The organism is Cyanobium sp. CH-040, assembly GCF_024346135.1.
Taxonomy (GTDB): Bacteria; Cyanobacteriota; Cyanobacteriia; order PCC-6307; family Cyanobiaceae; genus NIES-981.
Map to the genome: position 1 here is coordinate 164,452 of NZ_JAGQCJ010000003.1, position 23,294 is coordinate 187,745.

The 23,294-nt window shown below is 61.4% G+C and carries 30 protein-coding genes; 6 read left to right on the forward strand and 24 right to left on the reverse strand.

Annotated features, from left to right (window positions below; all coding sequences use genetic code 11):
- Nucleotides 1–5: 5 nt before the first annotated feature.
- Nucleotides 6–218 carry a type II toxin-antitoxin system HicB family antitoxin gene (locus KBY90_RS04770; RefSeq protein WP_254967324.1) on the reverse strand — a complete coding sequence of 71 codons (213 nt, stop codon included), beginning with the start codon at nt 216–218 and terminating at the stop codon, nt 6–8.
- Entirely contained in the window at nt 215–406 is a 192-nt protein-coding gene (locus tag KBY90_RS04775; RefSeq protein ID WP_254967325.1) for a type II toxin-antitoxin system HicA family toxin, read from the reverse strand. The genes KBY90_RS04770 and KBY90_RS04775 overlap by 4 nt, the downstream gene beginning before the upstream one ends.
- An 89-nt stretch (nt 407–495) precedes the next feature.
- Between KBY90_RS04775 and rfbD the strand changes: the two genes are divergently transcribed.
- Nucleotides 496–1,488: a dTDP-4-dehydrorhamnose reductase gene (rfbD, locus tag KBY90_RS04780; RefSeq protein WP_254967326.1), complete on the forward strand. Its 993-nt coding sequence runs from the start codon at nt 496–498 to the stop codon at nt 1,486–1,488.
- A 105-nt stretch (nt 1,489–1,593) separates the two neighbouring features.
- On the opposite strand, the gene KBY90_RS04785 is transcribed toward rfbD, so the two are convergent.
- Together KBY90_RS04785 and KBY90_RS04790 are read right to left on the reverse strand one after the other, a co-directional pair.
- Complete coding sequence (locus KBY90_RS04785) at nt 1,594–1,788, reverse strand: hypothetical protein (RefSeq protein ID WP_254967327.1); 195 nt, start codon at nt 1,786–1,788, stop codon at nt 1,594–1,596.
- Between the two features lie 83 nt (nt 1,789–1,871).
- Nucleotides 1,872–2,003, reverse strand: coding sequence for a hypothetical protein (locus KBY90_RS04790; RefSeq protein WP_254967328.1), 132 nt, complete (start codon nt 2,001–2,003; stop codon nt 1,872–1,874).
- A 141-nt stretch (nt 2,004–2,144) separates the two neighbouring features.
- Between KBY90_RS04790 and rfbB the strand changes: the two genes are divergently transcribed.
- Nucleotides 2,145–3,305, forward strand: coding sequence for a dTDP-glucose 4,6-dehydratase (gene rfbB, locus KBY90_RS04795; RefSeq protein ID WP_254967379.1), 1,161 nt, complete (start codon nt 2,145–2,147; stop codon nt 3,303–3,305).
- A 242-nt stretch (nt 3,306–3,547) separates the two neighbouring features.
- On the opposite strand, the gene KBY90_RS04800 is transcribed toward rfbB, so the two are convergent.
- Nucleotides 3,548–3,820: an AbrB/MazE/SpoVT family DNA-binding domain-containing protein gene (locus KBY90_RS04800; protein ID WP_254967329.1), complete on the reverse strand. Its 273-nt coding sequence runs from the start codon at nt 3,818–3,820 to the stop codon at nt 3,548–3,550.
- Between the two features lie 107 nt (nt 3,821–3,927).
- Nucleotides 3,928–4,365 carry a hypothetical protein gene (locus KBY90_RS04805; RefSeq protein WP_254967330.1) on the reverse strand — a complete coding sequence of 146 codons (438 nt, stop codon included), beginning with the start codon at nt 4,363–4,365 and terminating at the stop codon, nt 3,928–3,930.
- A gap of 126 nt (nt 4,366–4,491) precedes the next feature.
- Between KBY90_RS04805 and KBY90_RS04810 the strand changes: the two genes are divergently transcribed.
- The 3 genes from KBY90_RS04810 (at nt 4,492) to KBY90_RS04820 (ending at nt 6,101) form a co-directional block, all read left to right on the forward strand.
- Nucleotides 4,492–4,728, forward strand: a complete 237-nt coding sequence (locus KBY90_RS04810; RefSeq protein ID WP_254967331.1) for an AbrB/MazE/SpoVT family DNA-binding domain-containing protein — start codon at nt 4,492–4,494, stop codon at nt 4,726–4,728.
- A gap of 5 nt (nt 4,729–4,733) precedes the next feature.
- Entirely contained in the window at nt 4,734–5,159 is a 426-nt protein-coding gene (locus tag KBY90_RS04815) for a type II toxin-antitoxin system VapC family toxin (protein ID WP_254967332.1), read from the forward strand.
- Nucleotides 5,160–5,279: 120 nt separating this feature from the next.
- Entirely contained in the window at nt 5,280–6,101 is an 822-nt protein-coding gene (locus KBY90_RS04820) for a glycosyltransferase family 2 protein (protein ID WP_254967333.1), read from the forward strand.
- A gap of 32 nt (nt 6,102–6,133) precedes the next feature.
- Here the strand turns inward: KBY90_RS04820 and KBY90_RS04825 are convergent, their stop codons facing one another.
- The 18 genes from KBY90_RS04825 to KBY90_RS04905 all read right to left on the reverse strand — a co-directional run bounded on the left by KBY90_RS04825 (nt 6,134) and on the right by KBY90_RS04905 (nt 22,186).
- Nucleotides 6,134–6,808, reverse strand: a complete 675-nt coding sequence (locus KBY90_RS04825) for a hypothetical protein (protein WP_254967334.1) — start codon at nt 6,806–6,808, stop codon at nt 6,134–6,136.
- Nucleotides 6,809–7,002: 194 nt separating this feature from the next.
- The gene (locus KBY90_RS04830) at nt 7,003–7,923 is read right to left on the reverse strand and encodes a glycosyltransferase (protein WP_254967335.1); all 921 of its coding nucleotides are present in this window, start codon (nt 7,921–7,923) and stop codon (nt 7,003–7,005) included.
- The gene (locus tag KBY90_RS04835; RefSeq protein WP_254967336.1) at nt 7,916–9,088 is read right to left on the reverse strand and encodes a glycosyltransferase; all 1,173 of its coding nucleotides are present in this window, start codon (nt 9,086–9,088) and stop codon (nt 7,916–7,918) included. The genes KBY90_RS04830 and KBY90_RS04835 overlap by 8 nt, the downstream gene beginning before the upstream one ends.
- A 95-nt stretch (nt 9,089–9,183) precedes the next feature.
- Entirely contained in the window at nt 9,184–10,032 is an 849-nt protein-coding gene (locus KBY90_RS04840; RefSeq protein ID WP_254967337.1) for a bifunctional 2-polyprenyl-6-hydroxyphenol methylase/3-demethylubiquinol 3-O-methyltransferase UbiG, read from the reverse strand.
- A gap of 13 nt (nt 10,033–10,045) precedes the next feature.
- Nucleotides 10,046–11,032 (reverse strand): glycosyltransferase family A protein, encoded by a 987-nt coding sequence (locus KBY90_RS04845; protein ID WP_254967338.1) that lies wholly within the window; start codon nt 11,030–11,032, stop codon nt 10,046–10,048.
- Nucleotides 10,975–11,844, reverse strand: coding sequence for a glycosyltransferase family 8 protein (locus tag KBY90_RS04850; RefSeq protein ID WP_254967339.1), 870 nt, complete (start codon nt 11,842–11,844; stop codon nt 10,975–10,977). Before KBY90_RS04850 ends, KBY90_RS04845 begins: the two co-directional genes overlap by 58 nt.
- Nucleotides 11,845–11,916: 72 nt before the next feature.
- On the reverse strand, nt 11,917–13,182 hold the full coding sequence (locus tag KBY90_RS04855; RefSeq protein ID WP_254967340.1) for a glycosyltransferase family 4 protein: 1,266 nt from the start codon (nt 13,180–13,182) through the stop codon (nt 11,917–11,919).
- 321 nt (nt 13,183–13,503) lie between these two features.
- On the reverse strand, nt 13,504–13,935 hold the full coding sequence (locus KBY90_RS04860) for a class I SAM-dependent methyltransferase (RefSeq protein WP_254967341.1): 432 nt from the start codon (nt 13,933–13,935) through the stop codon (nt 13,504–13,506).
- A gap of 217 nt (nt 13,936–14,152) precedes the next feature.
- Nucleotides 14,153–15,202, reverse strand: a complete 1,050-nt coding sequence (locus KBY90_RS15155; RefSeq protein ID WP_396122537.1) for a glycosyltransferase family 2 protein — start codon at nt 15,200–15,202, stop codon at nt 14,153–14,155.
- Between the two features lie 190 nt (nt 15,203–15,392).
- On the reverse strand, nt 15,393–15,989 hold the full coding sequence (locus KBY90_RS04865; protein ID WP_254967342.1) for a class I SAM-dependent methyltransferase: 597 nt from the start codon (nt 15,987–15,989) through the stop codon (nt 15,393–15,395).
- Nucleotides 15,990–16,221: 232 nt separating this feature from the next.
- The gene (locus tag KBY90_RS04870; RefSeq protein WP_254967343.1) at nt 16,222–17,307 is read right to left on the reverse strand and encodes a glycoside hydrolase family 99-like domain-containing protein; all 1,086 of its coding nucleotides are present in this window, start codon (nt 17,305–17,307) and stop codon (nt 16,222–16,224) included.
- Between the two features lie 7 nt (nt 17,308–17,314).
- Nucleotides 17,315–18,082: a bifunctional 2-polyprenyl-6-hydroxyphenol methylase/3-demethylubiquinol 3-O-methyltransferase UbiG gene (locus KBY90_RS04875; protein ID WP_254967344.1), complete on the reverse strand. Its 768-nt coding sequence runs from the start codon at nt 18,080–18,082 to the stop codon at nt 17,315–17,317.
- 25 nt (nt 18,083–18,107) lie between these two features.
- Entirely contained in the window at nt 18,108–19,385 is a 1,278-nt protein-coding gene (locus tag KBY90_RS04880; RefSeq protein WP_254967346.1) for an ABC transporter ATP-binding protein, read from the reverse strand.
- A gap of 145 nt (nt 19,386–19,530) precedes the next feature.
- Nucleotides 19,531–19,854, reverse strand: coding sequence for a type II toxin-antitoxin system VapC family toxin (locus KBY90_RS04885; RefSeq protein ID WP_254967347.1), 324 nt, complete (start codon nt 19,852–19,854; stop codon nt 19,531–19,533).
- Entirely contained in the window at nt 19,851–20,099 is a 249-nt protein-coding gene (locus KBY90_RS04890; protein ID WP_254967348.1) for a type II toxin-antitoxin system Phd/YefM family antitoxin, read from the reverse strand. The genes KBY90_RS04885 and KBY90_RS04890 overlap by 4 nt, the downstream gene beginning before the upstream one ends.
- Nucleotides 20,100–20,157: 58 nt before the next feature.
- Nucleotides 20,158–21,027 carry an ABC transporter permease gene (locus tag KBY90_RS04895; protein ID WP_254967349.1) on the reverse strand — a complete coding sequence of 290 codons (870 nt, stop codon included), beginning with the start codon at nt 21,025–21,027 and terminating at the stop codon, nt 20,158–20,160.
- 57 nt (nt 21,028–21,084) lie between these two features.
- Nucleotides 21,085–21,828, reverse strand: a complete 744-nt coding sequence (locus KBY90_RS04900) for an RES family NAD+ phosphorylase (RefSeq protein WP_254967350.1) — start codon at nt 21,826–21,828, stop codon at nt 21,085–21,087.
- Nucleotides 21,821–22,186, reverse strand: a complete 366-nt coding sequence (locus tag KBY90_RS04905; RefSeq protein ID WP_254967351.1) for an MbcA/ParS/Xre antitoxin family protein — start codon at nt 22,184–22,186, stop codon at nt 21,821–21,823. The genes KBY90_RS04900 and KBY90_RS04905 overlap by 8 nt, the downstream gene beginning before the upstream one ends.
- 165 nt (nt 22,187–22,351) lie before the next feature.
- Here KBY90_RS04905 and KBY90_RS04910 point away from each other — a divergent pair, with 165 nt between their 5' ends.
- Nucleotides 22,352–23,293, forward strand: coding sequence for an N-acetylmuramoyl-L-alanine amidase (locus KBY90_RS04910; RefSeq protein WP_254967352.1), 942 nt, complete (start codon nt 22,352–22,354; stop codon nt 23,291–23,293).
- Nucleotide 23,294: the final 1 nt, after the last annotated feature.

The following is a 23,294-nucleotide window of genomic DNA, read 5'->3' on the forward strand; positions in this document are numbered from 1 at the left end:
CTCGTCTACACCGTCACGGTGGTCACGCTGGTGCGCTGCACCGGCGTCGGTTGGGCATCGTCTTCGAGGCCTTCGAGGTGGAACGCAATCGCGGCGCGGATCTGGTCCAGCACCTGCTCCTGGCTTTCTCCAGTGGCCACACATCCAGGCAAATCCGGCACATAGGCCGAAAAGTTGCCCTCAGCCCGCTCGATCACAACGGCAAAGGATTGGCTCATGGCAGAGACAGACCAGATTGTTTCGCGATGCTTTTCAGAGTGCCGAGTGCCAGCTCATCGCTGAGCTTCCCCGCAACCGTAACGCGACCTGGGCGCTGGGGATGCTTGAACTGCCGATGACTGCCTCGCGTGCCCACCACAAACCAGCCCTCGCGTTCCAGCCGCCGGATGACCTCCCCGACCTTCATCCCGGTCTGCCCAGACCCCGTCAGCTTCCCTGTGGCCAGGTGGCAGTCACAACCGTGAAATCACCGAGGCTTCGCTGGGGGAACCAGCGATGAGAGTCCTGCTCACCGGCGCCGCCGGCCAGCTCGGCCAGGCCCTGCGCCAGCGGGTTCCGGAGGGGGTGGAGCTGATCGCCACCAGCCGGAATGGCGGGGCTGACGGCACGGGCGGCGGGACTGCACTCGGGAATGAACTGCTGCCGCTGGATCTGGCCGATGCCGACGCCTGCCGGGCGGCGGTGCGGAAGCACCGCCCCGACTGGGTGCTCAACGCCGGCGCCTACACGGCGGTGGACCGGGCCGAGAGCGAACCGGAGCTGGCCCGGGCGGTGAACGCCGGCGCGCCGCGGGCCTTCGCCGAAGCCCTGGCGGAGACGGGCGGCCGGCTGCTGCAGGTGAGCACCGACTTCGTGTTCGACGGCCGCCAGGGCAGCCCCTACCGGCCGGAGCAGCCGCGCCGGCCCCTGGGGGTGTACGGCGCCAGCAAGGCGGCCGGCGAGGAGGCGGTGGAGCAGGTGCTGGGGGGGAGTGCCGATGCCGGTGGTGGAGTCCGGGGCGTGATCCTGCGCACCAGCTGGGTGATGGGTCCGGTGGGGAAGAACTTCGCGCGCACGCTGCTGCGGCTGCACCGCGAGCGGGGTGCCGGTGGCCCGCCGATCGGCGTGGTGGCCGACCAGGTGGGCTGTCCCACCAGCACCCTCACCCTGGCTGAGGCCTGCTGGCGGCTGATCACGCGTGCCGAGTCGCTTGCCGCCACCCAGGCTGGCGCGACCCTGCCGCCGGTGCTGCACTGGAGCGACGCCGGTGCCGCCAGCTGGTATGACGTGGCCGTGGCGGTGGGCGACCTGGGGCTGGAGCTGGGGCTGCTGGAGCAGGCCGCGCCGGTGAAGCCGATCACGACCGCCGAGTATCCGCTGCCGGCACCGCGCCCCAGCTACTCCTTGCTGGACTGCAGCGGCACGCGGCAACTGCTGGAGCTGGATCCCCTGCACTGGCGTGTCGCCCTGCGGGAGGTGCTGCGGCAGGTGCTGGGGGCGTTGCCATGAACGCGGTGGGATGATCAGCGCTGTGTCGAGATCCAGGTTGCTGCCAGGTGCATCACAGGCCTGGCTGGCGGTAGAGATCAGCCAACTCCGGGCTGTTGAGCAGGTTCAGCAGTCGTTGGAGCTTGCGTCGGTTGTTGGGGCTGGGGTCGAGCTCGAAGGCAAGCCGGCCTCGATCAAGTCGAGCTCGGATTCGATCCAGGCGAGAATTGCGTTGTCTTTCCTCAGCTGCTCGGCTTGCTTCCTGGCTTCGGCAAGCCTCATCTCGACGTCGGGATCGCGACGCCAGTTGAGCGTCGACAAGAACGAGCGGAAGCGAGAGCGCGATGAGCCAGACGCCCCATTGCTGGGGCAGGACGATTCGGCGGTGGGGGACGTTGATGTGGTCAATAGGAGGAGAACAGGGCAATCAGGCCAACGACGGCGCCAAACAGGGTTTCCACGACGGCCTGGATGTCGAAGCCCAGCCAGCGCCAGGCCTTGGGAACCGCCCCATGGGCAGCTGTTGCCGAATCCACACCACCAGATGATCCATCCACCCTAAGAAGTCCAGGCCCCCAGGAAGCAACGCCCCTCTAGTACATGTGTACCGCTGTGCGCAGCCTGTCCTCCTGTCTGTGACCCGCTCAACGCCCTCCATGGCCGCCGCTCCCGTACCGATGTCCGTCTCGCCAGCTCCATCCCCCACCCCCGCCGCCCTGCTGGCCGGCCGCCGCCGCGTGCTGGTGACCGGCGGCGCCGGCTTCATCGGCGGGGCGCTCGTGCGGCGGTTGCTGGCCGAGAGCGAGGCGCTGGTGTTCAACCTCGACAAGTGCGGCTACGCCAGCGACCTCACCAGCATCGAGGCGCTGTTGGCGGATCTGGGGCCACGCGGCGTGACCGCCCAGGGGGAACCGCGCCACCAGCTGCTGCGGGTGGACCTCACCGATGGCGAGGCCACGGCGGCGGCGGTGCGCCAGGCCGATCCGGATCTGGTGCTGCACCTGGCGGCCGAGAGCCATGTGGACCGCTCGATCGAGGGACCGGGGGCGTTCATCGAGAGCAACGTGAGCGGCACCTTCCACCTGCTGCAGGCGGTGCGGGCCCACTGGGAGGGTCTGGACGAGGAACGCCGCGCCGGCTTCCGCTTCCACCACATCAGCACCGATGAGGTGTTCGGCTCGCTGGGGGACACGGGCCGCTTCTCGGAAACCACCGCCTACGACCCGCGCAGTCCGTATTCGGCCAGCAAGGCGGCCAGCGACCATCTGGTGAACGCCTGGCACCACACCTACGGCCTGCCGGTGGTGCTCACCAACTGCAGCAACAACTACGGCCCCTGGCAGTTCCCCGAGAAGCTGATCCCGGTGGTGATCCTCAAGGCGGCGGCGGGCGAGCCGATCCCCCTCTACGGCGACGGCGCCAACGTGCGCGACTGGCTCTACGTGGACGACCACGTGGACGCCCTGCTGCTGGCAGCCTGCCGCGGCCGGCTCGGCCAGAGCTACTGCGTGGGCGGGCATGGCGAGCGCACCAACAAGCAGGTGGTGACGGCGATCTGCGCCCTGCTCGATGAGCTGCGCCCCGCCGGCGCCCCCCACGCGCGCCTGATCACGCCGGTGACGGACCGTCCGGGCCACGACCGCCGCTACGCCATCGATCCGGCCCGCATCAGCGGCGAGCTGGGCTGGCAGCCGCGCCACAGCTTCGAGCAGGGGCTAGAGGCCACGGTGCGCTGGACCCTGGAGCACCAGGACTGGTGCGCGCAGGTGCGCGAGCGGGGCGGCTACACCGGCGGGCGGCTGGGGCTGGTGGAGTCAAGAAACTCGGCGACGGTCTGAATCACAAGGCCTTGCGCCATCTCCGGGGCGTTCATGAGAAAGCCGACGTCACGAATGTCGCCGGTGAGCAACACATCGGCTTTGCATGCATGGGCACCTCGATAGATGGGCCAATCTTTCTCTGGCAGGCCTGATGGGCACGGCACAGAGGTGTCGTCTCCCACCAGGCGGATGGTCTGCATCTGGCGGCTGAATTCGACCAGTTGGTGTGGAGCTTTCCATTCCAGATTGCGCCGTGCCTATCAGGCCTGTTGGAGGCGCTGAAGGATCCGTTGCCGTTCTTCAGGCGTGAGCGCATCGGCCTGGTCCCAGGCGGCGATCTGATCGTCGCTGTAGTGCTCCACCTCAAGCACTGCCGCAGGCTTGAGGCGCAGCTCTCCTTCGCACTCCTCCAGGATCACAGCACCGCCCGGTTGGATGCCGAGATGCTTGCGCATGCTGGCCGGGAGGGTGATCTGCCCTCGGCTCGACACCGTGAGCACCTCACGCTGGGAAGGCCTGGGTGCGGATGGCATGACTCTGAATTGCGGAATTTCAGCCTAGCCGCAGCAGCGGCGGGGTGTTCAAGATCACACCAGCCAGCCGATCAGGCGCGAGCGAAGGGCCATCAGGCGAGTGCTGATCACTCCGGCGTGCCGCGACCGGAGTCCGACCCGGTGAGGCGAGGGGTTTGCAGCGGAGAGCGATTCAGGGCCAACTCCAGCACGGTTTCCAGCCGTATCACCCGACTGTTGAGCTCATCGATGCGGCGCTGCTGCTCCTTCATCAGGCCGGCCATGGAAGCCGCACGGACTTCGGCCAGGGCGTCATCGAGCGCCGCTTCGGTGCGAGCGGTGCTGAGCTCCAGTTGCTTCAAGGCCGCCTCCAGAGCATCGGACTCTGCCTGCCGCTCCGAACCAGCGCTGGAGGCGTAGGCGGCACCCGCTTCCCGGAAAAACTGACCGAGCGAGAGGCCCAGGCCGCTGGCGCGATCGGTGTAGGTGGCTTTCTCCGTGGGCGTCATCAGGATGGCAACACGCTCCGTTGCGCGCTCACCACCGGTTTTCGGGGCCGTCGCCATCGGTTTCAAGCACTGTGCATGTGCTGCACATACTAAGCCAGGTCAGTCACGCCAGCCAGCCGATCGCACACCGGGGCGGACAGCGCTGGCGCCGGTAAGATTCTTACCACGCCAAATCGGTTCAGCATGCGGATCACCAGCAAGGGGCAGGTCACGATTCCCCAGGCCATCCGCGAGGAGGCCGGGTTGCACCCCAACTGTGAGGTGCAGTTTCGGCTGGTGGATGGGCAGGTGGTGCTGGAGAAGGCCACTGGCCAGGCCGAGCAGCGGGGAGAGGAGGCCTTGAGGAGGCTGCGGGCCCACCGGCCCCGCCCGGGCCTGAGCACGGAGGCCATCCTGGCGCTCTGCCGCGGTGAGGTCTGATGGCCATGGCCGCTTCGGGCGCGGTGATGGTGGATTCCTGTGTGCTGCTTGATGTGATCACCGCCGATCACCGGTGGGAATCCTGGAGCGCTGAGCAGCTGAAGCGCTCCCTGATCGCCGGCCCCGTTGCGATCAATCCGCTCATCTATGCCGAAGTGGCGTTCGCCTATGAGCGGATCGAGGCGGTGGAGGAGGTGCTGCCTCGCCACCTGTACGCCTACTGGCCCATCCCCCGGGAAGCCGCCTTTCTGGCGGCCCGTGCCCATGCCGGTTACCGCGCCAGAGGGGGAAGCCGCCAGACGATCCTCCCCGATTTTCTGATCGGCGCCCATGCCCTGATCGCACGCTGCCCGCTGCTGACGCGCGACGCCCGCCGCTACCGGCAGGCGATGCCCGGGCTGCGGTTGATCACGCCTGAGGGCTCCAGCTGAGTGATGCGCTCATCAGCCGAAGGCAGGGTGGGGAGCTGCTTGAATCCACTGATCTGCGGCAGCCGCTCAAGACGCTGTTTCCCGTGGTGATCCCCAGAACGGCGACTGGTGAGGTGAGGGATGGCTGCAGCAGCTGGTGAAGCCCATCGCCGAGAACGAACTGCGATCCTGATCCTGGTGGCGTTCCATCCCGCTGCCCATGAGGTGGCGCGGCTGCAAGCCTGTCTGGACCAGCTGGCTGAAGGCATCGGTTATGCCGTTGTGGTGAATGACCACCATCCGGGCGAGGCAGTCGATGCCCTGCGAGATCGGGCGGATTGCTTTCTCGCTAATCGCCAGAACCCTGGCTATGGCTGTGCTGTGAATCAGGCCATCAGGTATCTTTCCACAAAAGGATCGCTGCCTCGCTATGCGGCTGCACTGAATACGGATCTGAGCTGGCAGCCGGGCACCATCGAGCGCTTGTTCGACTGGCTCCAGCGGCACCCGGAGGTGAGCCTGGCTGTGCCCCGAATCGTGAACGAGGAAGGCATCCTGCAGCACCTGTGCAAGCGCGATCCCACGGTGCTGGCGATGTTGAGCCGTAGGTTCCTGCCGGACTGGGTGAAGCCGCGCGAATTGCGGCGTTACGACGCCTGGTATGTGATGGCTGACCACGACTACGACACCGTCTTTGATGTGCCCTACCTGAGCGGCTGCTGCATGCTGATGCGCAGTGACGCTTTTCTGAAGGTTGGGGGCTTTGACGAGAGGTTCTTCCTCTATCTCGAGGATGCGGACCTCACAAGGCGGATGGCACGAGAGGGATGCTGCGTGCACCTACCGGTGGCGGAGGTGGTGCATGGGTGGGGGCGAGGCAATTACTCCAGTCTGCGGCTGATGCTGGTGAACCTGTTGAGTGCGTGGCGGTACTTTCGTGTCTGGGGGCTCAAGGTCTGGTGAGTGTCTGATCCCTACCTTGGATGGTGGGAATCTCACGATCGTGAGCGTCCGAGAGGCTGAGGTTTCAGCCCTGGCACTGCCCTGATGAGCCTCCACTGGAGGAGCCTCCTGATGGCATCCACGACCGAGATCCACCATGCCAGAGGTCTGATCAAGCGGTAGAAGATCTTTCCTGCCAGCGGTGTGGCGGCGTAGTGATCCGAAGAGAGCCAGGCGCCGTTAAGTGCGAAGCATACCGCCTTGCTCATCAAGTAGTGCCGGTCCTGGTAGTGCCCCCCTTCGTTCTCGTTGGAGAGGCTTCTGGATGAAATGGTCAAAAGCGTGCAGCTGAGCAGATTGTCGCGTAGGAGCTTGTTGTGTCTTGGGCTGAACATGTTGTTGCCTGGAACGTAGAGTCCAGACCGATAGATCGCTGCTGTGGTGTCGACAGGTTGGCATGAAATGAATTCTGAATGCAGGCGAGCGCTCGGGTTGTTGCGCTGCCTGTACTCCCGGCTGTGCCTCACGGCCTCCTGTTCTGAGATGACTTTGATGCCCAGCTTGCCAATATTGGGATGCTGGTTGATGGTGTCGAGTAATTCCGAGGCCCAGCATGGGTAGATGGAATGCCGAAATCTGATGTGGGCAAAATCCATGTCTTCGTCGGTGATGATGAAGAAGTCATGGCGGTTGAGCAGGGTCTGGATGTCAGGCCGATTCAGGCTCATCAGCCAACGGTTTCTGCACTGAAACAGCTGTGCTCCATGTTGGCGGCAGGCAGCAGCGTAGATAGGCTCTAGCTGTGGAGTGGTTCCTGAGTTGTTGACAACGTGAAGGCTGAAACTGTCTGAAACGCTATGACGAAGTGCCTGGAGAGTTGTCCCAATCTGGGGATTGCGAAAACTTATCACCAGGATTGGAATCACAGCGCCTCTTCCTTGCTGCAGAGTGTCTTCGACTTGGTTGTGAGAAGTGTTGTGGTCTGCAGCCTCCACAGGAGACTACGGCCGCGGCTCAGCCAGAGGAGTGCAAGCCATCGCGAGATGCCGTTGCCAAAACTGTAGGTGCATGCAGCTGAATAGGCTTCTTCCAGGCGTCTCCTGTTCGATGACGAGATGCCTCCAGCCGAAAAGGCGGTGACGGCAATGGGAAAGTGGATGATCGAGTATCCAGCTTGGATCAGCAGCTTCAGCTGGACATAATCGGCAATAATCGTGTAGCGAGAATCAAATGGAAATCTGATCAATGCGGATTTCCAGTAGATCAGGGCTGGTTGAAATGCCGGCATGGATAAAGGGGACCGACCACGAGGTCTTGGCAGTGTTCTGTAGGTTGAACCGGCGTAGAACACGATGGATCCGCTGACAAGACTGCGTTCATGGCAAGGTGGCAATCCGTGGTCTTCAGATCCTTGGAGGTGGTTGGCCCCGGCAGATAGCAGTTGTTCGAGACCTCCGGGTAAGAAGTAGTCTCCAGAGTTGAGAAAGATCACGAGATCTCCGGATGCACACTGAACCCCGTGGTTCATGGCTTCGTACAGGCTGCTGCCAGGGAGGCTCACGATCTGCTCGTAGGCGCCTGATCCTTCGGCAAGCTGCAAGGTGTGATCGTTGGAGCCACCATCAACGAGGACAGCCTCGATGGAGATCCACCGCGGAAGCAGCGTGCTGATCTTCAGAGCCTGTATCGACTGGGCTGTGCGTTGAATGCCTGCCTCGGCATTGAGAGTGACCGTGATGATGGAAAGCCTGATCTGCCTTGGCATGGATGCCGTGTATTCCAGGGTCTTGGTGGAAGGGCTGCCGGGGAGGAGGGCACCTTGCCGATCTGATCGATCACCCATCCACCCTTGCACCAGTTTGTTGGAGCACCTCTTGGTAACAACGCAAGTATTGGCTGGCGATGCGTGATGGCTGCCACAGCTCCTCGGCCCGCACCCGCGCCATCGCCCCGAGCTTTAGGCGGCGCTCATCCTCCGCCAGCACCCAGAGGATGCCTTGGGCGAGGTCTGCGGGGTCGTAAGGGCTGGCGAGGTAGCCGGTGCGCTGGTGCTCCACGGCATCAGGGAGGCCGGTGGCGTTGAAGGCCACCACGGGCACGCCGCAGCTCTGGGCTTCGGTGGCGGTCTGGGGCAGGTTGTCCATGCGGGAGGGCACCACCATCACATCGGCGGCGGAGTAGAGCAGCGCCAGGGACTGGTCGTCGTGCAGGGCGCCCACGTAGTGAACCGGCAGGCCGAGCCGTGGCGGATCGGGCGGCTCGGACTGACCGAACACCACGGCCTGGAGGCCAGGCAGGGTGGGGGCGAGCTGGCGCAAGGCGGCTTCGAGCAGATCCCAGCCCTTGCGCGGGTCACGGCTGCCGCCGATGGCTCCGAAGAGCAGCAGGGGCCCTTCTTCCGGCAGCCCAAACAGCTTGCGCGCCAGGGCCTGGGGCCAGGGCCGGTAGACGTTCGTGGGCAGGGGGTAGGGAATCAACCGCAGCGGCCAGTGGGCCAACAGCGCTGAGCGCTGCACGCAACCGGCCAACCAGTGGCTGGGGCACACGAGCTGGATGGGTCGGTGCCAGTGCCGGCGTTTGCGTTGCCAGCACCAGCGGTCGATGTCCAGGCCACCATGGCCGGGCGGGCGGTTGTGGCGGTGGTAGCCCTGCTGGTAGCGCAGATCATCGGGGCCATTGGGGTAGTGCTCACTGCCACTGAAGGCCCAGCTGTCGTGCAGGGTCCATACCAGGGGCTTACGCAGCCGGCCGATGGCCTCGATGGAGAGCATCTCCCCCTGCACCCAGTGCAGGTGCAGCAGGTCTTCGTCGCTGGCGTTGAGTTCGCGGTCGAGGCGGCAGGGGAGCCAGGAAGGGGAATGGAGCACCGGGTTGGGGGTGCGCTGCAGGGCTTGGATCAGGCCGCCGAGCGCGTTGCGGGCCAGGGGGAGCGCTGCCTGTTTTCCTTTCGGGCCGTGAATGCTCGGCTGGTCACTCAGCTTGCGGCTGACCCGCATGGAGCTGGTCACGTGAATCACGCTCCCTCCCTGTAGCGAGGCATGGATTCGAAAGGCAGCGCGGGCAGCGCCACCCTTTTGATCAGAGAAGGAGACGTGGCAGATGTTCAACTCACTGCACCGATCCTGAGCAGGGCTCTGATCCCTCGAAGTAGTGGACGAGCCGGTATCGCAAGGCCGTTGAGGAGCGGATGCAGGGCTTTTGCCACGGTCTCTCGGAACCGTGCTTTTCGTCGGTTGATGGCTCCGTCAGAGCGTCGTTGATAGATCCATGCGTGGCTGCCTTGGCATCGCCCGATCTTTTGCAGGCCCAGTGGTTCGGCGCACCAGCTGAAGAAATAGCGTAGGTGAAACGCGCAGGGGAGATGGCAGAGAATCACAGGTTGAAAGCAGTTGGCAATGAAGAGATGCCCACCTGGTTTCACCGCTGCAATCATCTCTTCCAGTAGACCCAAGGGATCGTGCACATGCTCGAGTACGTCGGTGCAGACCAAGGCGTCGAATCTGTGAGGCGTGAGCGCGACGACGTAGGTAATGTTTGCATACGCTTTGCAGGCTTCCAACCCATGCGCTGGAGGGAACGGATCGTAGATGGAGATGTGCGAGCAAGGAAGGCGATCCGCCATCAGCCTGGCCAGTGTGCCAAAGCCACCACCGAAATCAAGGATCTGCTTTGCGTCAAGCGATGCCACCCCGTTGGTGATCGCCTGGCGATGGCCCATCGATACGGGATCCTGCTCGATGTAAATCCCATTTAGAAGCCATACAGGATCGGCGTAGAATGATTCGTATCGGTGCGCCTCAAAATTTTTTTGACTACAGCCTGCCTCTCGCCATGCGATGTCCATTAGGCCCCAAATCTGCTTGAGGCTGGGTTGTGTTCCGATTTGCCGGAGATGCTTTTCAATGTCAGTCCTCTCGAGGCGGGACAATGTGTATTTGCTCAAATCAATCATATGCCCGTCCTGTCTATGGCCATCTGGGGATTTTCAAAAGCTTTAGTCTGCGCGCAACGCGAGATCGGAAAGGTCTGGCAAAGTGGTGGTGATAGGTATGGGCATCGGCAACGAGATTCCGCACCGTGAATTTGGGGTGCTGTAATGGTAGTAATCCAGATGGATGCTCTGCTCGACGGCTGAGGGGGCTACCTGTTGAGTCCTCCGATATAGTGTGGCAGGCATCCTCACCAAAGCCGACGTTTTTCACGAGATTTAAGTTAGGCAGTGCTGTTAGCCCTCCATTTGCAAAGCAGGTGAAGGTCCATCGGTATGCCCATGAATCCGGCTTGCCTTCCCGGAGCAGCCGGTCCCAGATGCGTGCCCAGTAGCGGGCTTCCCGTGGGTTCTCAAAGATGGATCCGAGTAGGCCGGATGCCTTCAGAGCTGGCCATTGGCGCAGATCGGCGTCGTAGTGGACCCAGCAGCGGCGCCAGGTGGCCCAGCCCCAGCAGTGGTTGTAGCGGCTGAAGTAGTAGCTGCCATCGCCACGCCAGTGGCCTTTCTGAAAGTTGTTCCCGCTGACGCACCACACCCGGGTGTCGTGGCGGTAGCGCTCCAGCAGTTCTGTGCAGTAGGGGAAAAAGTCGGGATGGGGTACGCAGTCGTCCTCCAGAATGATGCCCTCCTCAACCTGCTCGAAGAACCAGCTGATGGCGCGGCTCACGCCCTGGCGGCAACCCCGGTTGGTGTCGGAATAGAGGCGCTCGATCTGGCAGGGCCAGTCGATCTCGTTTTCGATTACGGCTCTGGTGGCTGATACCTTCTCCACTTCGCCAGGTCGAACGGGGTTGGGGCCGTCGCAGGCGACGTACAGACGGGTCGGGGCGACTGGGCGGATGGCGTCGATCACCTGGCGCAGGGTGTGGGGGCGCCGCCAGGCGATCAGGAGAAGGGGGGTGTTCATCCGCAGCTCTTGCGTTGACCGATCAAGCGGGATCGAGCTGCCGATCTCAGCCATGGCCACCACAGCGCCCTGCGGTTAAACGGGCGGTGAAACACTGCCTCATAACCACAGTCCCAGTGGGCTGTGAACCAGGATGCCCTCGGAGCGTTCCAAGGCTTGCTGCTTCCGCTGTAGTGAACCAGGGCAGCATGCCTTTTCACCTGTGCAATGGGTAAAGCACGATGCGTTGCCTCGCAGACGTTGAACCAGACCGGCAGGCGTTGCCAATGGTTGCATAAGGCGATGTTGAGAACGTCTTGATCCCACCATTGAATTCGCTCTCGTTGTGTGGCCATCACTTCTAGAAAGCGCTCTGCCATCCGTTGATGACGCCATCTTTGAACAGGAATGGCCAGCACACCTGCCTGGAAGTAGCTGCCACCTCGTTCGCCCCAGAGCCGTATCTCATTTGCTGGGCTGCAGTGATCTGCTGCTGCCACCAGCTCTGTTAGAGGCTCATTGAATAGAGTTGCGACGCTACGCAGTGCAAGCATGTCGGCATCGAGATATACCGCCAATCCTATATCTGACGGCAGAATCTCGGCAATGAAAAGCCTGTAGAACGTGGCTGGCGACACATGATCCCCCTCTCTGATGGGAAGATCTTCGGGAATCAGAGGGCTGGCGTCGAGAAAACTGGCCTTGCGGCCGTAGCCGGCAAAAAACGTCTGAAGCCCGTTGATGGATTGCCCGCTGAGTGATTTGTCGTGCAGGATATACAGCTGCGTTGCGCTTGGTATGCTCTTGGTGGCTTCCAGTGAATGGAAGAACACCTGAAAGGGCATCAGGTAGGCGTCATCAATCGAAAAGACGCAGGCGGTTTTCATGAGCGTAGAGCGCCAGGGCTGGAGCGACTGGTATGAGGCCTGTATCTCCATGCATCCATGAGTAAGCCCGCTCTATCCTCTGGGGAGCAGGATCTGGCCTGTCCTGTTGATCAGTTGCTGTAGCCGCGATGCAGTTCGCCTTGGCTGAAACTGGCGCATGGCTGATCGAATGACAGCACAGCGAGTCTGAAAGCGTGGATCCCGAAACGGCAACTCCTCCCTAAGATCAGCACAGAAGAGGGGATAACTCACCGAGGAGGCCTCTATGCATTGATTGATCAGTTCAAGCCATTTGCCGAATGCGTCTTCAACTGAGTAGCTTTCCGCGATCAAGAACCTGGCGTTTTTCGAGCAGTGCTCCCAGAGAGCTTGGTCTTCCGCCAGGCGCACCAACGCGGCAGCGGCCTCTTGCGGATCATTGGAGACGAGCAGGCCTGTGTGCTCATGCTCAATCAGCTCCGGGATGCCGCTCGGGATTGCGCGAACCACGGGAACGACCCCCGAGGCCATGGCTTCGAGCAACGCCACAGGCAGCCCCTCGAAGTCGGACATGAGCAGGATGGCCTGCGAGCCCTGGAGTACGGCACCAACCTGGCTCGCATCCAGCCGGCCCAGGAAGCGAATGCGTCTGGTCAGCCCAGTCCGTGCAACCATCCGCTCACAGGCTCTCCGTTCTGGCCCGTCGCCAAGCAGATCAGCGTGAATGCAAGAGCTGGCTCGGCAGGCAGCGATCAACGCTTCAACGACCTGGCGGATGCATTTCTGGCGGTTCACCATCCTGCCGCTGTACACCACTCGGAATGGATCGGTGGAATAGTGTGAGCGATGACCCGAGATCGAGATGCCATAGGGGATCACGTGTGGCTGCGCGATGGCACACTTCTTTTGCAGATGCATTGCCAGGTATTGGGACACACAGACAGTCGTGCCACCGTTTTTCTCTGGATTCAAAGCCTCAGCGATGCACCAGTAGGCCGGGTCATCTGAATGCATCGTGAAGATCCATGGAAGCCCTTGGCGGCCTGCGTGAGTTGCAGCGAAATAGTGTGCATTCAGGCACTGTGGAAGAAAAAGATCAGGGTTGAAGTGATTCAGGAATTGGATGGTTTTTCGCGTGTCGTGGGCTAGCAACCCGCTGCGGATCACCGGGAAGATCTCAATGTCATGCACTCGGAGGCTGCCGAGAATTGAGGCATGGCTGGGGTCGGCCCCGAAATGGTGGAGATGGAGGCCAACCACATGGCCGGAGACTGCCAGGCGTTTGCAGAAGTCGATCAGCCAGGTGGTGACGCCGCTGATATCGGAGGGGGCACTGTAATGGGCGATTCCGATCCTCATCTCCAAGCTCTAGCCATGGCTGATCTCAGCCGGCCTTTGAATCTGCGGAGCAGGGCGTGAGGGCTGTGTGTGTGACTGGACACCTTGTAGACAGCTTCAAACAGCCCTCTCTGGCGTTCGCTGATCATGAGAGGGCCCGGCCTGGCTTCTGGTTTGAGCAACGCCAATGCAAACCCGCCCCACATGGTGCGCGGTGCAGCGGTGTCGTACGCGTGTTCGTGATACACACCAGGTATCCAGTCCACCTCCAGCTCATGAACGAATGGACATTCCTTCCATGCAGCAGTGAGGATTCCCTGCCGGCATCCCGGGTTGAATGCATCATGCATCAACACAAGCAGTGGTTTGCGGCTTCACACTGAGGATTGCGTTTATGTCACGTCGTACCCCTTCAGTACTGTGATCGCCATCGATGAGCACGAAGCCGACGGGCTTTCCTTTGGCAGTGTGGTCTTCCAGCAATTCAGGCAACAACTCAGAAGAATTGCCAGTATGAAAATTGACATTGCTGAACTGGCCTGCAAGTGACTTGCTGACAGTCGGGTCGATATCAATCGAATCGACCTCTGCGCATAGTGCCGACAACACCTGGAGGGAGCCGCCCTTGTACGTTCCAACTTCGATGGCGTTGGCTGGTTTCAGGGTGCCAAGAAGCTGCTGGAGGGCAAATTGTTCGCAGCTTGTCATCTGCCAGTGGAAGCGGCTATCCCATGCGATGCTGATAATCTTGTTAATGGCTGTATCGTCGGCCATGCTTCTAGGAGGATTGGCCCATCTTAAGGGTCTGAGACAGGTCGCGTGGTCTCCACTGTACGAACACTGCACTAAACTGTCCAATCCGCTTTCGGCCCAAGACTCACTTCCTAATGCTGGAAGAGTGGCCGATCTAGGTCGTCTTTCGGTCTGCTTGCCGTTGCCTTGGGGTTCATGCTCCGCTTTGTGCTTGAGCTTGCAACTCGCATGTGCACGTCTACTTGTCTGTTCTGCCAAGGGCATGGCTGTGAGCTCTTGCTACACGGCTAGCTATCCTTTGCCTTGCAAAAGTATAAAAGCTCAAGCATGTAATGATCTTCCATGTCTGGCCAGATATTGTTGGCACTCTGTCAAGCTGTTGATAATAGTGTCTTGTGCGTGAAACGGAGCCCCAGTTCACGGATCGGAATGCAGACAGTGGCTTCTGCAGCTCATCTCTGCCGAATCTATGCCGTTCAGAAGCTCTTTCTTTGTCCTTGGTTTTTTGCGCCTTGGCAATACAGCACCTAGTATCTTGTGATGTTGCAAGCAAGCGACAGGCCAGAAACTCAGCTGCTTTTTGTGCTGAATATCTTTTGGCTCGAGTAGTTTCGTGATGCCACCGAAAAAAGTTTAGCTCCTCTGCTACAAACCCAATCCTGCCCTGCTCGCACATTCGAATCCAGCAGTCCCAGTCTCCGCAGTAGATCATCGACTCATTTGCCATGCCTGCCTTGAGATAGGCATGTCGGCTGAAGAGCACGCTACTGGCATTGGGAATGGCATTGATGAGCCACATATAGGTTGTGTTGAACTGGTGGCCTTCTGTGCAGAAGTCTTTTCCGAAGACCCCAGGCCACCTCCAGTCTGTATAGGCAAGTAGCGAGCCTAGATCTTTGCCCGCGTCGTCAATGTAACGACTCTGCGCAAAGCTCAATACAGTTTGATTCGATATGATGTTTTCATGCAGTCTCTCGAGTAGGCGAGCGTCGCAGCTGTCGTCAGTCTCGGCGATCCATATATACGGATGCTTTGCCAATGAAACTCCATTGTTCCACTGCTTGCTGGGCGAACCGGAGTTAACGCTATTAGAATGGATTGATATCTCAGTCTTTGTATTCTGTAAGAGCTCTTTTGCTAGCTCTAGCGAGCCATCGGTTGATGCGTCGTCTAGAAAGATAATCTGAGAAACTGGGAGCGTCTGGTTGAGTATTGATCTAATTCGCTCGGCAAGATACTTTTTGTGATTGTAGCACGGAAGCACTGCGCTTATTTTGGGGCTTTCCATGGCCTATCCGACTTGCTTTTGGTTGAGATGAGCGGGGTGCAGACCTTTGGCTCTGCTGGATCCGTAGATCCTCGAAGCCTATCCATGGCCCAACCATGTGGATCTTCCTGACCTCGAAGGACGGCCGTTGGCCGCCATCGGCGTAGATAAAAAGAGTGTAAGCCCCTTCATCATTCCTTTCGTGCCTGTTTCAGGCATGGCTGGCCTGAAGAGGCTTCCGAGTCACCAGCACTTCAATGTACTTGGCGCGAATACCCATAGAAAGGTCGTCGATCGTATGGATCTCAGTGTGCAGGCCGCAGGCGTTGGCGATGGCTGTGCAGATGTCGTAACCCCAGTCCATCGTGACGAGTGAGCCGCGTTCGTCCACTGGGTTGCCGTGGTATTGGGCGGCCAGCAGATGCGTGATGGTGCCGTCGGGATTCTGGAGTGCACGCCGGCGCGAGGGCTCAGCCCCTCTCACCAAGGGCACCGTGAACACGTGTGCGCCGCCTGGACGCAGGGTGCGGGCGATCTCGCGGAACACCGCTTCGGGGTTGAAGACGTGCTCGAGCACGTCCTGGGTGATGTGCAGGTCGATGCTGGCGTCTGCGAAGCTCAGCGCTTCGAGGTTCTCGTTGCGGAATCCCTGCACCAGAGAGCCTGGCGCTTCGCCGGGGAAATGCTGCGAAGCCAGGTAGCTGCTGGCTTCTTTTGCCAGGCGCACACTCGCTCCGCGTCCACAGGGCGAGGATTCGTGCACGCTCATCGAGCGCCAGCCAGGAATGCAGCGCTCGATGACGGTCATCAGCGCGCGCTCCCGGGGAATGCTGCGACAGCGAGGGCAGATGAAGTGATCGCGTAGCCAGGGGTCATGAGCGACAAACCGCACCTGCCGGCAGCAGATCGGGCATTGCCCCCTGCTTGAGAGGACCACAGGACGCGTAAGGTTTCGGGCAGAGCGCAGGGCTCTGTACCCAGCTGATCTGCCGATCCGGTAGCAGTTTGTGAACAGATCGGAGAGATTCAAGCCAACGACCTCACCCAAGAGCCTCCCGGGTGGCCTCAAGATAGGCATGGCCCCACCTGAGATCTGGTTCGAGATGGTTGCCTTCGGCCCATTCATTCCAGGCGTTGATGAACACAATCGGCTCGGGGAGCTGGTCAATGGCTCGCTGATCGGCCAGCACTGAGCGGAGCCAGTGACCGTATGCCTCGGGGGTGGAGTTGTGCAGCACGGTGCCGCCACCCTGGCGGCGCCGGGCCGTGTTGTCCCAGCCGGGTGTGACGCACGGGAAGCGCGGGTAGGCCACCGGTGGACGGGCCAGCATGGCGGCTACGACGTGAGGGTAGGAGAACACGCACGTGCTGCGGAACGCGTGGGTGGGGCCCAGGCCGATTTTGTTGAGCAGCTTCCAGTGCGTGGGGGCCTGGAGGCGTGGGGGAAGCGATCCCCAGTCGGGCTGAAAGTCGAGCGCTGCATCGAAGCCATCCTGCTCAGGGCAGCGGAGCCTTTCGCTGGGGAAGCTTTCCACCTTCACCAGGTACAGACCATCAAGCCCGTGGTGTTGTGCCAATCGGCGCCAGAGCGTGGTGGTGGCGCGGGGATCGGGTAGCTGGGAGGTGCGGTAGACGAGGAAGAGGGGCTTGTTGTGGACGCGGATGTAGCGCGGATCCAGAAATGCTGGGAGGAGCGCCAGGAGATGGGCCTCGTCATCGCTGAGGGAGTATTCCTGGGCGATGAGCACATCCTGATCCTGGCCGTCCCAGCGGCGCGTCCAATTCTCGTTGGCCCAGCAGAGGCAGAATGGGAAATCGGGTTCGCCTGAGCTGAGGATCTCGGCAACGGGCCTCTCCAGTAGTTGCTTACCGCTGAACCAGTAGTGGTAGTAGCAGAACCCGCTGATCCCGAACTGACGGGCGAGGTCGGCTTGCTGCCGGCGTACCACCGGCAGGCGCAGGTCATAGAAGCCAAGGTCTGCCGGCAGATGCGGCTGGTAGTGGCCGGGGAAGCGTGGAGCGCCCTGGACAACGTTGCGCCACTCGGTGAAGCCTTCTCCCCACCAGGAGTTATTTTCGGGGATAGGGTGGTACTGGGGTAGGTATAGGGAGATTAACCTGGGCACTGCTACTTTAGACCGAACTAAATCTTTTTCTTTTGGGATCGATGGAGCAGGAGCATACTATCTGGCAAGCAAACAGCCCAGGCAAGGCATTGACTATATAGTCTAGAATGACTCGCTGCTTTCTTTCGCAAAGGAAGGGCGCCAAAGCTCTTCGTGCCCAAGAGTAAGCGCCAAGCAGATATCCTGAAGTGTATTTGATTTCCTGAATTCTAAATCCGCAACGCTGCAGGTATGTTGATAGAGTGGATCTCGTGAACCAGCGCAAGTGAGTGGCATCAAGTATTCCACTTTCTTGGTAGTCAAACTTGCCCATCAAAAGCGATAGCCTTATGCTCCAATGGGCAATGTTTGGAACGGAGACCACCAGTATGCTAGTCGTTTTCATCACGACCTTGGCCGAGTTGAGTAATATCGCTGGATTGGCCAAGTGTTCAATTACATCAGCCAGTACTACAACATCAAAGCTGCCTAGCCGCTCTGCAAGATCAGAAGTGAAGAACCCCACGTGAATGGTTAGCCCTTTTGCCTTCGCCTCTTGGGCGCGGGTGAGCGAAGGTTCTACTCCTTCGAACTCTATGTCCGTTCTTGCAGACAAAATTTTGCCAAGGACACCTGTGCCACACCCAATTTCAAGCACACTAGAGTTTTGTTGAATTAAACTTGTGATTAACTTGTGAACTTCAAATTTGGATTCGTCACTTGCGTTATACCTTAATGGATTTGGCGCGTAGCCAAGAAACGCTTCGGCAATATCATCCGGATCAGGGGTGTTCATATTGAGAGTCGGCAAGTTGTCTTCTCTAGCAGAGTGAACTGGCGTTGAGGTGCTTGTCTTGCGCGCTGACAATATCTATGGATTTGGCATCAATGATGTGCGATGAATAGGTATAAGACGGACCCTCGGAAATATTGATGTGACAGGCGCGAAGCGAACTTACCACAAGGCCACTATTCATGGTGTCAAAATAGACATGCAGGAAATAGGTTCCTGCAGACAGCATTAAGGAGCTGGTTTTAATTAAGATTGACGATTTGCCGAGTGGCAGGGCCTTTATCTGATCAAGAAGCAGGGTCGCGTGAACCTCTTCAAACTCGTCGATAAAGTTGATGAGAGTGGTTCCCAGTTCGACCCTTGTAGGCATTGTAAAGTTAAGAAGGATCTCGATGCGATCGCTTGTGGCAAGGGATTTGCAGCATGAAACCGAAGCTGAGAAGACGAGGGCTGGGAATGAGGAAATATACTGTTTAGATGGCGGCAATCGCTCTTTCAATAGATCACTTCTAGCGCATTTCTTGTCGAGTGACCGGTAGATTCTGTACGTTTCATCAATTCTCTTCTTGCCGTTTGAGGTGCCGTTCGTGAGGAGGAGGCCGCTTTGGCATGCGCGGATAAGTTCGGCATGATGATGAGACACAACAATAGTTGCGCAACTTGTCCTCAACTCGGACATCTTCTGATTGCATTTTGCGCGAAATCTTGCATCTCCAACTGACAGCACTTCGTCAAGTAGCAAGATGTCTGGCTGAAATGCGGTAGCAATCGCGAAGCCCAGTCTTACCTGCATCCCTGAGCTATAGGTCTGAACTGGAGAGTCAATAACGGACTCTAATTCGGAAAAACCTATAATCTCGTCAATCTTGTCTCGAATAATCTCTGGCCTGAAGCCATGTACTGATGCATTCACAAAGATGTTTTCGCGGCCAGAGAGAATTGGATTAAAGCCGGTGCCCAGTGCAATAAGGGCTTCAACCTTGCCCCGCATCTGAATCCTCCCCGTATCCGGCTTGATCAAACCATTCAGCATCCGCAGCAGCGTCGTTTTCCCTGCGCCATTGCGACCGATCAGCCCTAGGCATTCCCCGCGCCGCAACTCGAAGCTCACATCCTTCACAGCCCAGAACTCATCCGGCCGCAGCTGCACATCGGCACTGCTCTGTGGGAGTCCGCGCCCGCCGCCATGGCGGCGGCCACCCAGCTCGCTGCCCAGGTCCTGCAGGCCATACCAGAGCGAACGCTTGAGGCTGCGGCAGAACCGCTTGCTCACGTTCTCCACCCGCACCAGCACGTCGTCGTCCATCAGGCCCCCAACAACTCCGTGGGCATCCCGGGGATGGCGATACAGACCAGGAACAGGGCGATGGTCACGGAGTTGCGGGGTGTGCGAAAGCTGGTGGCGGGGATGCTTGTTCAGGCAGGAGGCTAAGTGGTTCGTTCGGGCTTGCTCAGATCAGGAGATGCTGGTGGGCCACCTGATGATGGGCGGCGGCCTTGCACAGCTCGCGGTCAAAGCTGGCCAGTTGCAGGGGGTGCAGGCGATTGGCACGCAAGACCCCAAACTGCTGCCAGGCTTCCTGGGATTCCTTCAGAGTGATCGCGCCACGGCGCACCTGCAAAGCCAAGGCAGAGGCCAGTTCCGTGGTCACCCAGGGCGAGATCAGCCAGGGCTGTTGCGCCTGGGCTTGCAGACAACGCCCGGCCGCGGCCGTGCCTGCTTCGTGCACCAGAGCCGCCACCAGCAGGGAGGTGTCCAGGTAGAGGCGCCTCAATAGCGAGCCCCATCACGCAGCTCCTGCAGCAGAGCCGCCGCATCACGCTCTGTGTGCAGGGGTTGCTCATTTGTGGCGGCCAGAAACGATTCGAGATCAAAGCCCGCCGCAGGCCGCTCAGCCGCCCGGGTGAGCCGGGCCACAGGCACCCCGCGTCGGGTGATCTCCACGTCTTCGCCTGATTCCACGGCATCCAGGAGGGCCGAAAGCTGCGCCTTGGCCTGAGCCACGCTGAGACTGCGCATCCTCAGGAGGGTTGCTCAGATGACCAACATAGACGTGTTCACCGCGGCTGTCTTGTGCTCAGGCACTGATCCGTTCGATCACGATCGGGATCGCCAGCCGGTACACCACCCACACGCCCGCCAGCAGCACCAGGGAGCCCACCACGCTCAGCAGCCAGGCTCCCGGCAATTCCGTGGGCATCCCGGTGAACCAGTTGCGGGCGTTGAGGATCAGCGGCGTGAGCGGGTTGAGCCCCATCAGCCGGCCGGTCCAGCCCTCGGTGGCCAGGGGGAACACCACCGGGCTCAGATACATCAGAAACTGCGTCACCAGCGGCATCCCCCGGCCCACATCGCCGTAGAGCGCCCCGAACGGGGCCACCAGCAGGCCCAGGGCCGTGCCCATCAGCACCAGCGCCAGCAGGCCCACCGGGATCAGCAGCCCGCCCCAGCCGGGATGCACCCCCAGCAGCGGCAGCACCACCAGCAGGATGCCCACCTTGATGGCGCCGTTGAAGAGCGTCTGCAGCACGCCGCTCACGATCAGCGCCTCCCGGGGGAAGTTGATCTTGGCCAGCAGCATCTTGTTGGCCAGCACCTGCTGCAGTGGCTGGTTCAGCGCCTCGATCAGGATCGACCACAACAGGCTGCCGCTGAACACGAACAGCGGATAGGGCAGCGCCGTGCCCTCCACCCGCACCACCTGGCTGGCGCTCAGGAACAGCCACACCGCCGTGTTCGCCAGCGGCACGATCAGCGCCCAAAGCACGCCCAGCAGGCTCTGGCGGTACTGGGCGCTGATGTCGCGCACCGCCAGGCGCCAGGCCAGCTCCCGTCCGGCCCACAGGTCGGCCGCCATCTCCCGCACCAGCACGCCCGGCTGGGCCAGCGGGCTGGCCGGGGTGTACACGCGCACCGGCAGGGTGCCGTTGTCCATGGCGGCTGTCACCAGCGGTGGCACGGGCGGGCTCGGGGCTTGAGGGTAGGGCGTGTTGGGGGTGGCGGCTCAGGCTGGATCGGGCCCTGGCCAGCGGCCATCCACCAGAAACTGCTCCCTCTTCAGGGTGATCACCTGGCTCAGGCCGAAGGATGCGAAGGTCACGCCGTCCGGCCGGATTTCCAGCGTCCAGTCCTGGAAATCGAAGGGAGTGCTGCTGAACGCCGTCACAGACAGAACGCCCACGCAGGGCGCCTCCTGGGGGGCACGGGCCGAGGGCACTTCGAAGGCCTCGATCCCCAGCTGCCGCATCACCCGGCCCAACCGCTGACTGGCGGCATAGCTGCAGGGGTCAGTCACCGCCTGCAACGCGCTCTCCTTCAGACAGTGCTGCAGCTGCAGACCCCGCTGCACCTGGATGTCCACGTGAAACGAGGTCTGCTGCCGGTGGATCGCCTTGCCCGGCGGCAGCGGAGCGCCCTCCAGCAGTCGCAAGGCATGGAAGGCTCGTTCGGCCAGCACCGTGGTGAGTGCCCGCGCCCCGTAGAACATCTCCCGCTGATCCGGTGGCGTGAAACGCGAGCCGCTGCGCAGCGGTGGATAGCGGAACGGGGTGATGAGCAGCCGGTGCTGGGCCACCCCCGCCGGCAGCGGCGGTTTCACGGTTTCGATCAGGGCCTCAAGCCTGGCCTGCTCGGCCAGGGTTTTTGTCCAGCGCTCGCTGGCCTGATAGCCCTGGCGGTCGGTGATGCGCACCACCCCGCCAGCCATCGGCTGGATGTGGGGCAGCAGGAACGTCTCCGGATCAGGCACGCAGGGCGTCCAGGTAGGCGGCCACCCGCGCCAGCCCCTCCACTGAGGCCAGCAGCTGGCGCGGCGCCTGCTGCGCCAGGTGTCGGTTCGGCTGCGCCAGCCAGTGCTGCATCAGCTCGGTATCCGATCCCATCAGCGCATCCAGGCTGCGCGCCACCCGTAGAAACAACAGACCGAGCTCTCCCTCCTTGCTGGCGGGATCCAGGCCGCTGCGCTCCAGGCTGGTGCGGTGCCGCCCCACGATCACCCCAAGCTCATCCTTGGAGATGCCCAGTTCGGCGGCTGCCTTGATGCAGGCATCGGCCACCAGCCGGGCATCGCCAGCCGAGGTTTCAGCACCGTGCTCCAGAACTGCCATTCAGCCTCTGCATTTGTGCGATTGCACGCAGGCTAGGTGCATCTGAGCGTTTGCGCAGTGCCCATAGCCGTTCCTTTTCGGCCTTGCCCGCAGGCGTTGCCGCGAAACTGCGGCATCCTGCCTGGCATTGCCCGTCACCAGCCCGCAACCACCCGCGCTCCGACGATGCCGGCCACCATCTACCTGCACTGGGCCGCCACCCCCTACAGCTGGGTGCGCTCCGGGCTGTATCACACGATCATCGGTGGCGACGGCACGCTGCACCGCCTGCACGCCTACAGCATCGACCTGCCGGCCCACACCTGGCGGCGCAACAGCAACGCCGTGGCCCTCTCCTGCGCCTGCATGGGCGGCCGCCCCGATCCCTGGACCCTGCCGCCCACCGAGGTCCAGCTCGATGCGATGTGCCGCGAGGCCGCCGAGATCGCCCGCAGCTGGGGCTGGCGTGAGGCCGACATCACCATTCAGCGCGTGCTGACCCACGCCGAGGCAGCCTCCAACCGCGACGGCCGCTGGATGCACGACAACTACGGCCCGGTGATCTGGGGCGGCACCGGCGAGCGCTGGGATTTCCTTCAGCTGAGCAGGAACGGCCCGCCCACCGGCGGTGAGGAGCTGCGCGCGCGGATCCGGCGGTTTCTGGCGGAGCTGGATCGGCCGGCCACTGCGGCTGGCGCCAAGCCCACGGCCAAGCCGGAAGAGCCCGCCGCCGCAGCCGCGCCAGAGCGCCTCGCCTTCCGCCGCGCCACCACCATGACCGCCCGCGGCCAGGAGCTGGCGGTGGAACTCGACGCCAACGGCAGCTCCTGGGCCCTGGCCGCCGACCTGCTCAGCCTCTACGAGATCCCCTACGAGTGGGACGCCAGCCGCCGCCGCATCCTCATCGGCAGCCTCGATGTGGTGCCCAGCTTCCGCGCCGACCAGGTGCAGCCCAGCGTCGGCTGGCCCCTGTTCGAGATGACGCTCCAGCACGGCAATGCGCCGGTGGTCCTGCGGGGCATCCTGCGCGACAACCGTGCCTGGTGCCGGGTGCTCGAATTCGCCGAAGAGTTCGGCATCAGCACCAGCTTCGAGCCCTTCACCCTGCAGGAGCGGCGGGGGGGATAGG

Bases quoted from the DNA above. Each gene is read 5' to 3' on its own strand.
- rfbD (WP_254967326.1), top strand. From the start codon at position 496: ATGAGAGTCCTGCTCACCGGCGCCGCCGGCCAGCTCGGCCAGGCCCTG.
- KBY90_RS04805 (WP_254967330.1), bottom strand. From the start codon at position 4,365: ATGGCGACGGCCCCGAAAACCGGTGGTGAGCGCGCAACGGAGCGTGTT.
- KBY90_RS04855 (WP_254967340.1), bottom strand. From the start codon at position 13,182: ATGAGGATCGGAATCGCCCATTACAGTGCCCCCTCCGATATCAGCGGC.
- KBY90_RS15155 (WP_396122537.1), bottom strand. From the start codon at position 15,202: ATGGAAAGCCCCAAAATAAGCGCAGTGCTTCCGTGCTACAATCACAAA.
- KBY90_RS04860 (WP_254967341.1), bottom strand. From the start codon at position 13,935: ATGGCCGACGATACAGCCATTAACAAGATTATCAGCATCGCATGGGAT.
- KBY90_RS04840 (WP_254967337.1), bottom strand. From the start codon at position 10,032: ATGATTGATTTGAGCAAATACACATTGTCCCGCCTCGAGAGGACTGAC.
- KBY90_RS04850 (WP_254967339.1), bottom strand. From the start codon at position 11,844: ATGAAAACCGCCTGCGTCTTTTCGATTGATGACGCCTACCTGATGCCC.
- KBY90_RS04880 (WP_254967346.1), bottom strand. From the start codon at position 19,385: ATGGACGACGACGTGCTGGTGCGGGTGGAGAACGTGAGCAAGCGGTTC.
- KBY90_RS04905 (WP_254967351.1), bottom strand. From the start codon at position 22,186: ATGGCAGTTCTGGAGCACGGTGCTGAAACCTCGGCTGGCGATGCCCGG.
- rfbB (WP_254967379.1), top strand. From the start codon at position 2,145: ATGTCCGTCTCGCCAGCTCCATCCCCCACCCCCGCCGCCCTGCTGGCC.
- KBY90_RS04865 (WP_254967342.1), bottom strand. From the start codon at position 15,989: ATGACCGTCATCGAGCGCTGCATTCCTGGCTGGCGCTCGATGAGCGTG.
- KBY90_RS04820 (WP_254967333.1), top strand. From the start codon at position 5,280: ATGGCTGCAGCAGCTGGTGAAGCCCATCGCCGAGAACGAACTGCGATC.
- KBY90_RS04910 (WP_254967352.1), top strand. From the start codon at position 22,352: ATGCCGGCCACCATCTACCTGCACTGGGCCGCCACCCCCTACAGCTGG.
- KBY90_RS04775 (WP_254967325.1), bottom strand. From the start codon at position 406: ATGAAGGTCGGGGAGGTCATCCGGCGGCTGGAACGCGAGGGCTGGTTT.
- KBY90_RS04810 (WP_254967331.1), top strand. From the start codon at position 4,492: ATGCGGATCACCAGCAAGGGGCAGGTCACGATTCCCCAGGCCATCCGC.
- KBY90_RS04770 (WP_254967324.1), bottom strand. From the start codon at position 218: ATGAGCCAATCCTTTGCCGTTGTGATCGAGCGGGCTGAGGGCAACTTT.
- KBY90_RS04825 (WP_254967334.1), bottom strand. From the start codon at position 6,808: ATGAGCCTGAATCGGCCTGACATCCAGACCCTGCTCAACCGCCATGAC.
- KBY90_RS04890 (WP_254967348.1), bottom strand. From the start codon at position 20,099: ATGCGCAGTCTCAGCGTGGCTCAGGCCAAGGCGCAGCTTTCGGCCCTC.
- KBY90_RS04875 (WP_254967344.1), bottom strand. From the start codon at position 18,082: ATGAACACCCCTGATCCGGATGATATTGCCGAAGCGTTTCTTGGCTAC.
- KBY90_RS04815 (WP_254967332.1), top strand. From the start codon at position 4,734: ATGGCCGCTTCGGGCGCGGTGATGGTGGATTCCTGTGTGCTGCTTGAT.
- KBY90_RS04800 (WP_254967329.1), bottom strand. From the start codon at position 3,820: ATGCCATCCGCACCCAGGCCTTCCCAGCGTGAGGTGCTCACGGTGTCG.
- KBY90_RS04830 (WP_254967335.1), bottom strand. From the start codon at position 7,923: ATGGGTGATCGATCAGATCGGCAAGGTGCCCTCCTCCCCGGCAGCCCT.
- KBY90_RS04845 (WP_254967338.1), bottom strand. From the start codon at position 11,032: ATGGCTGAGATCGGCAGCTCGATCCCGCTTGATCGGTCAACGCAAGAG.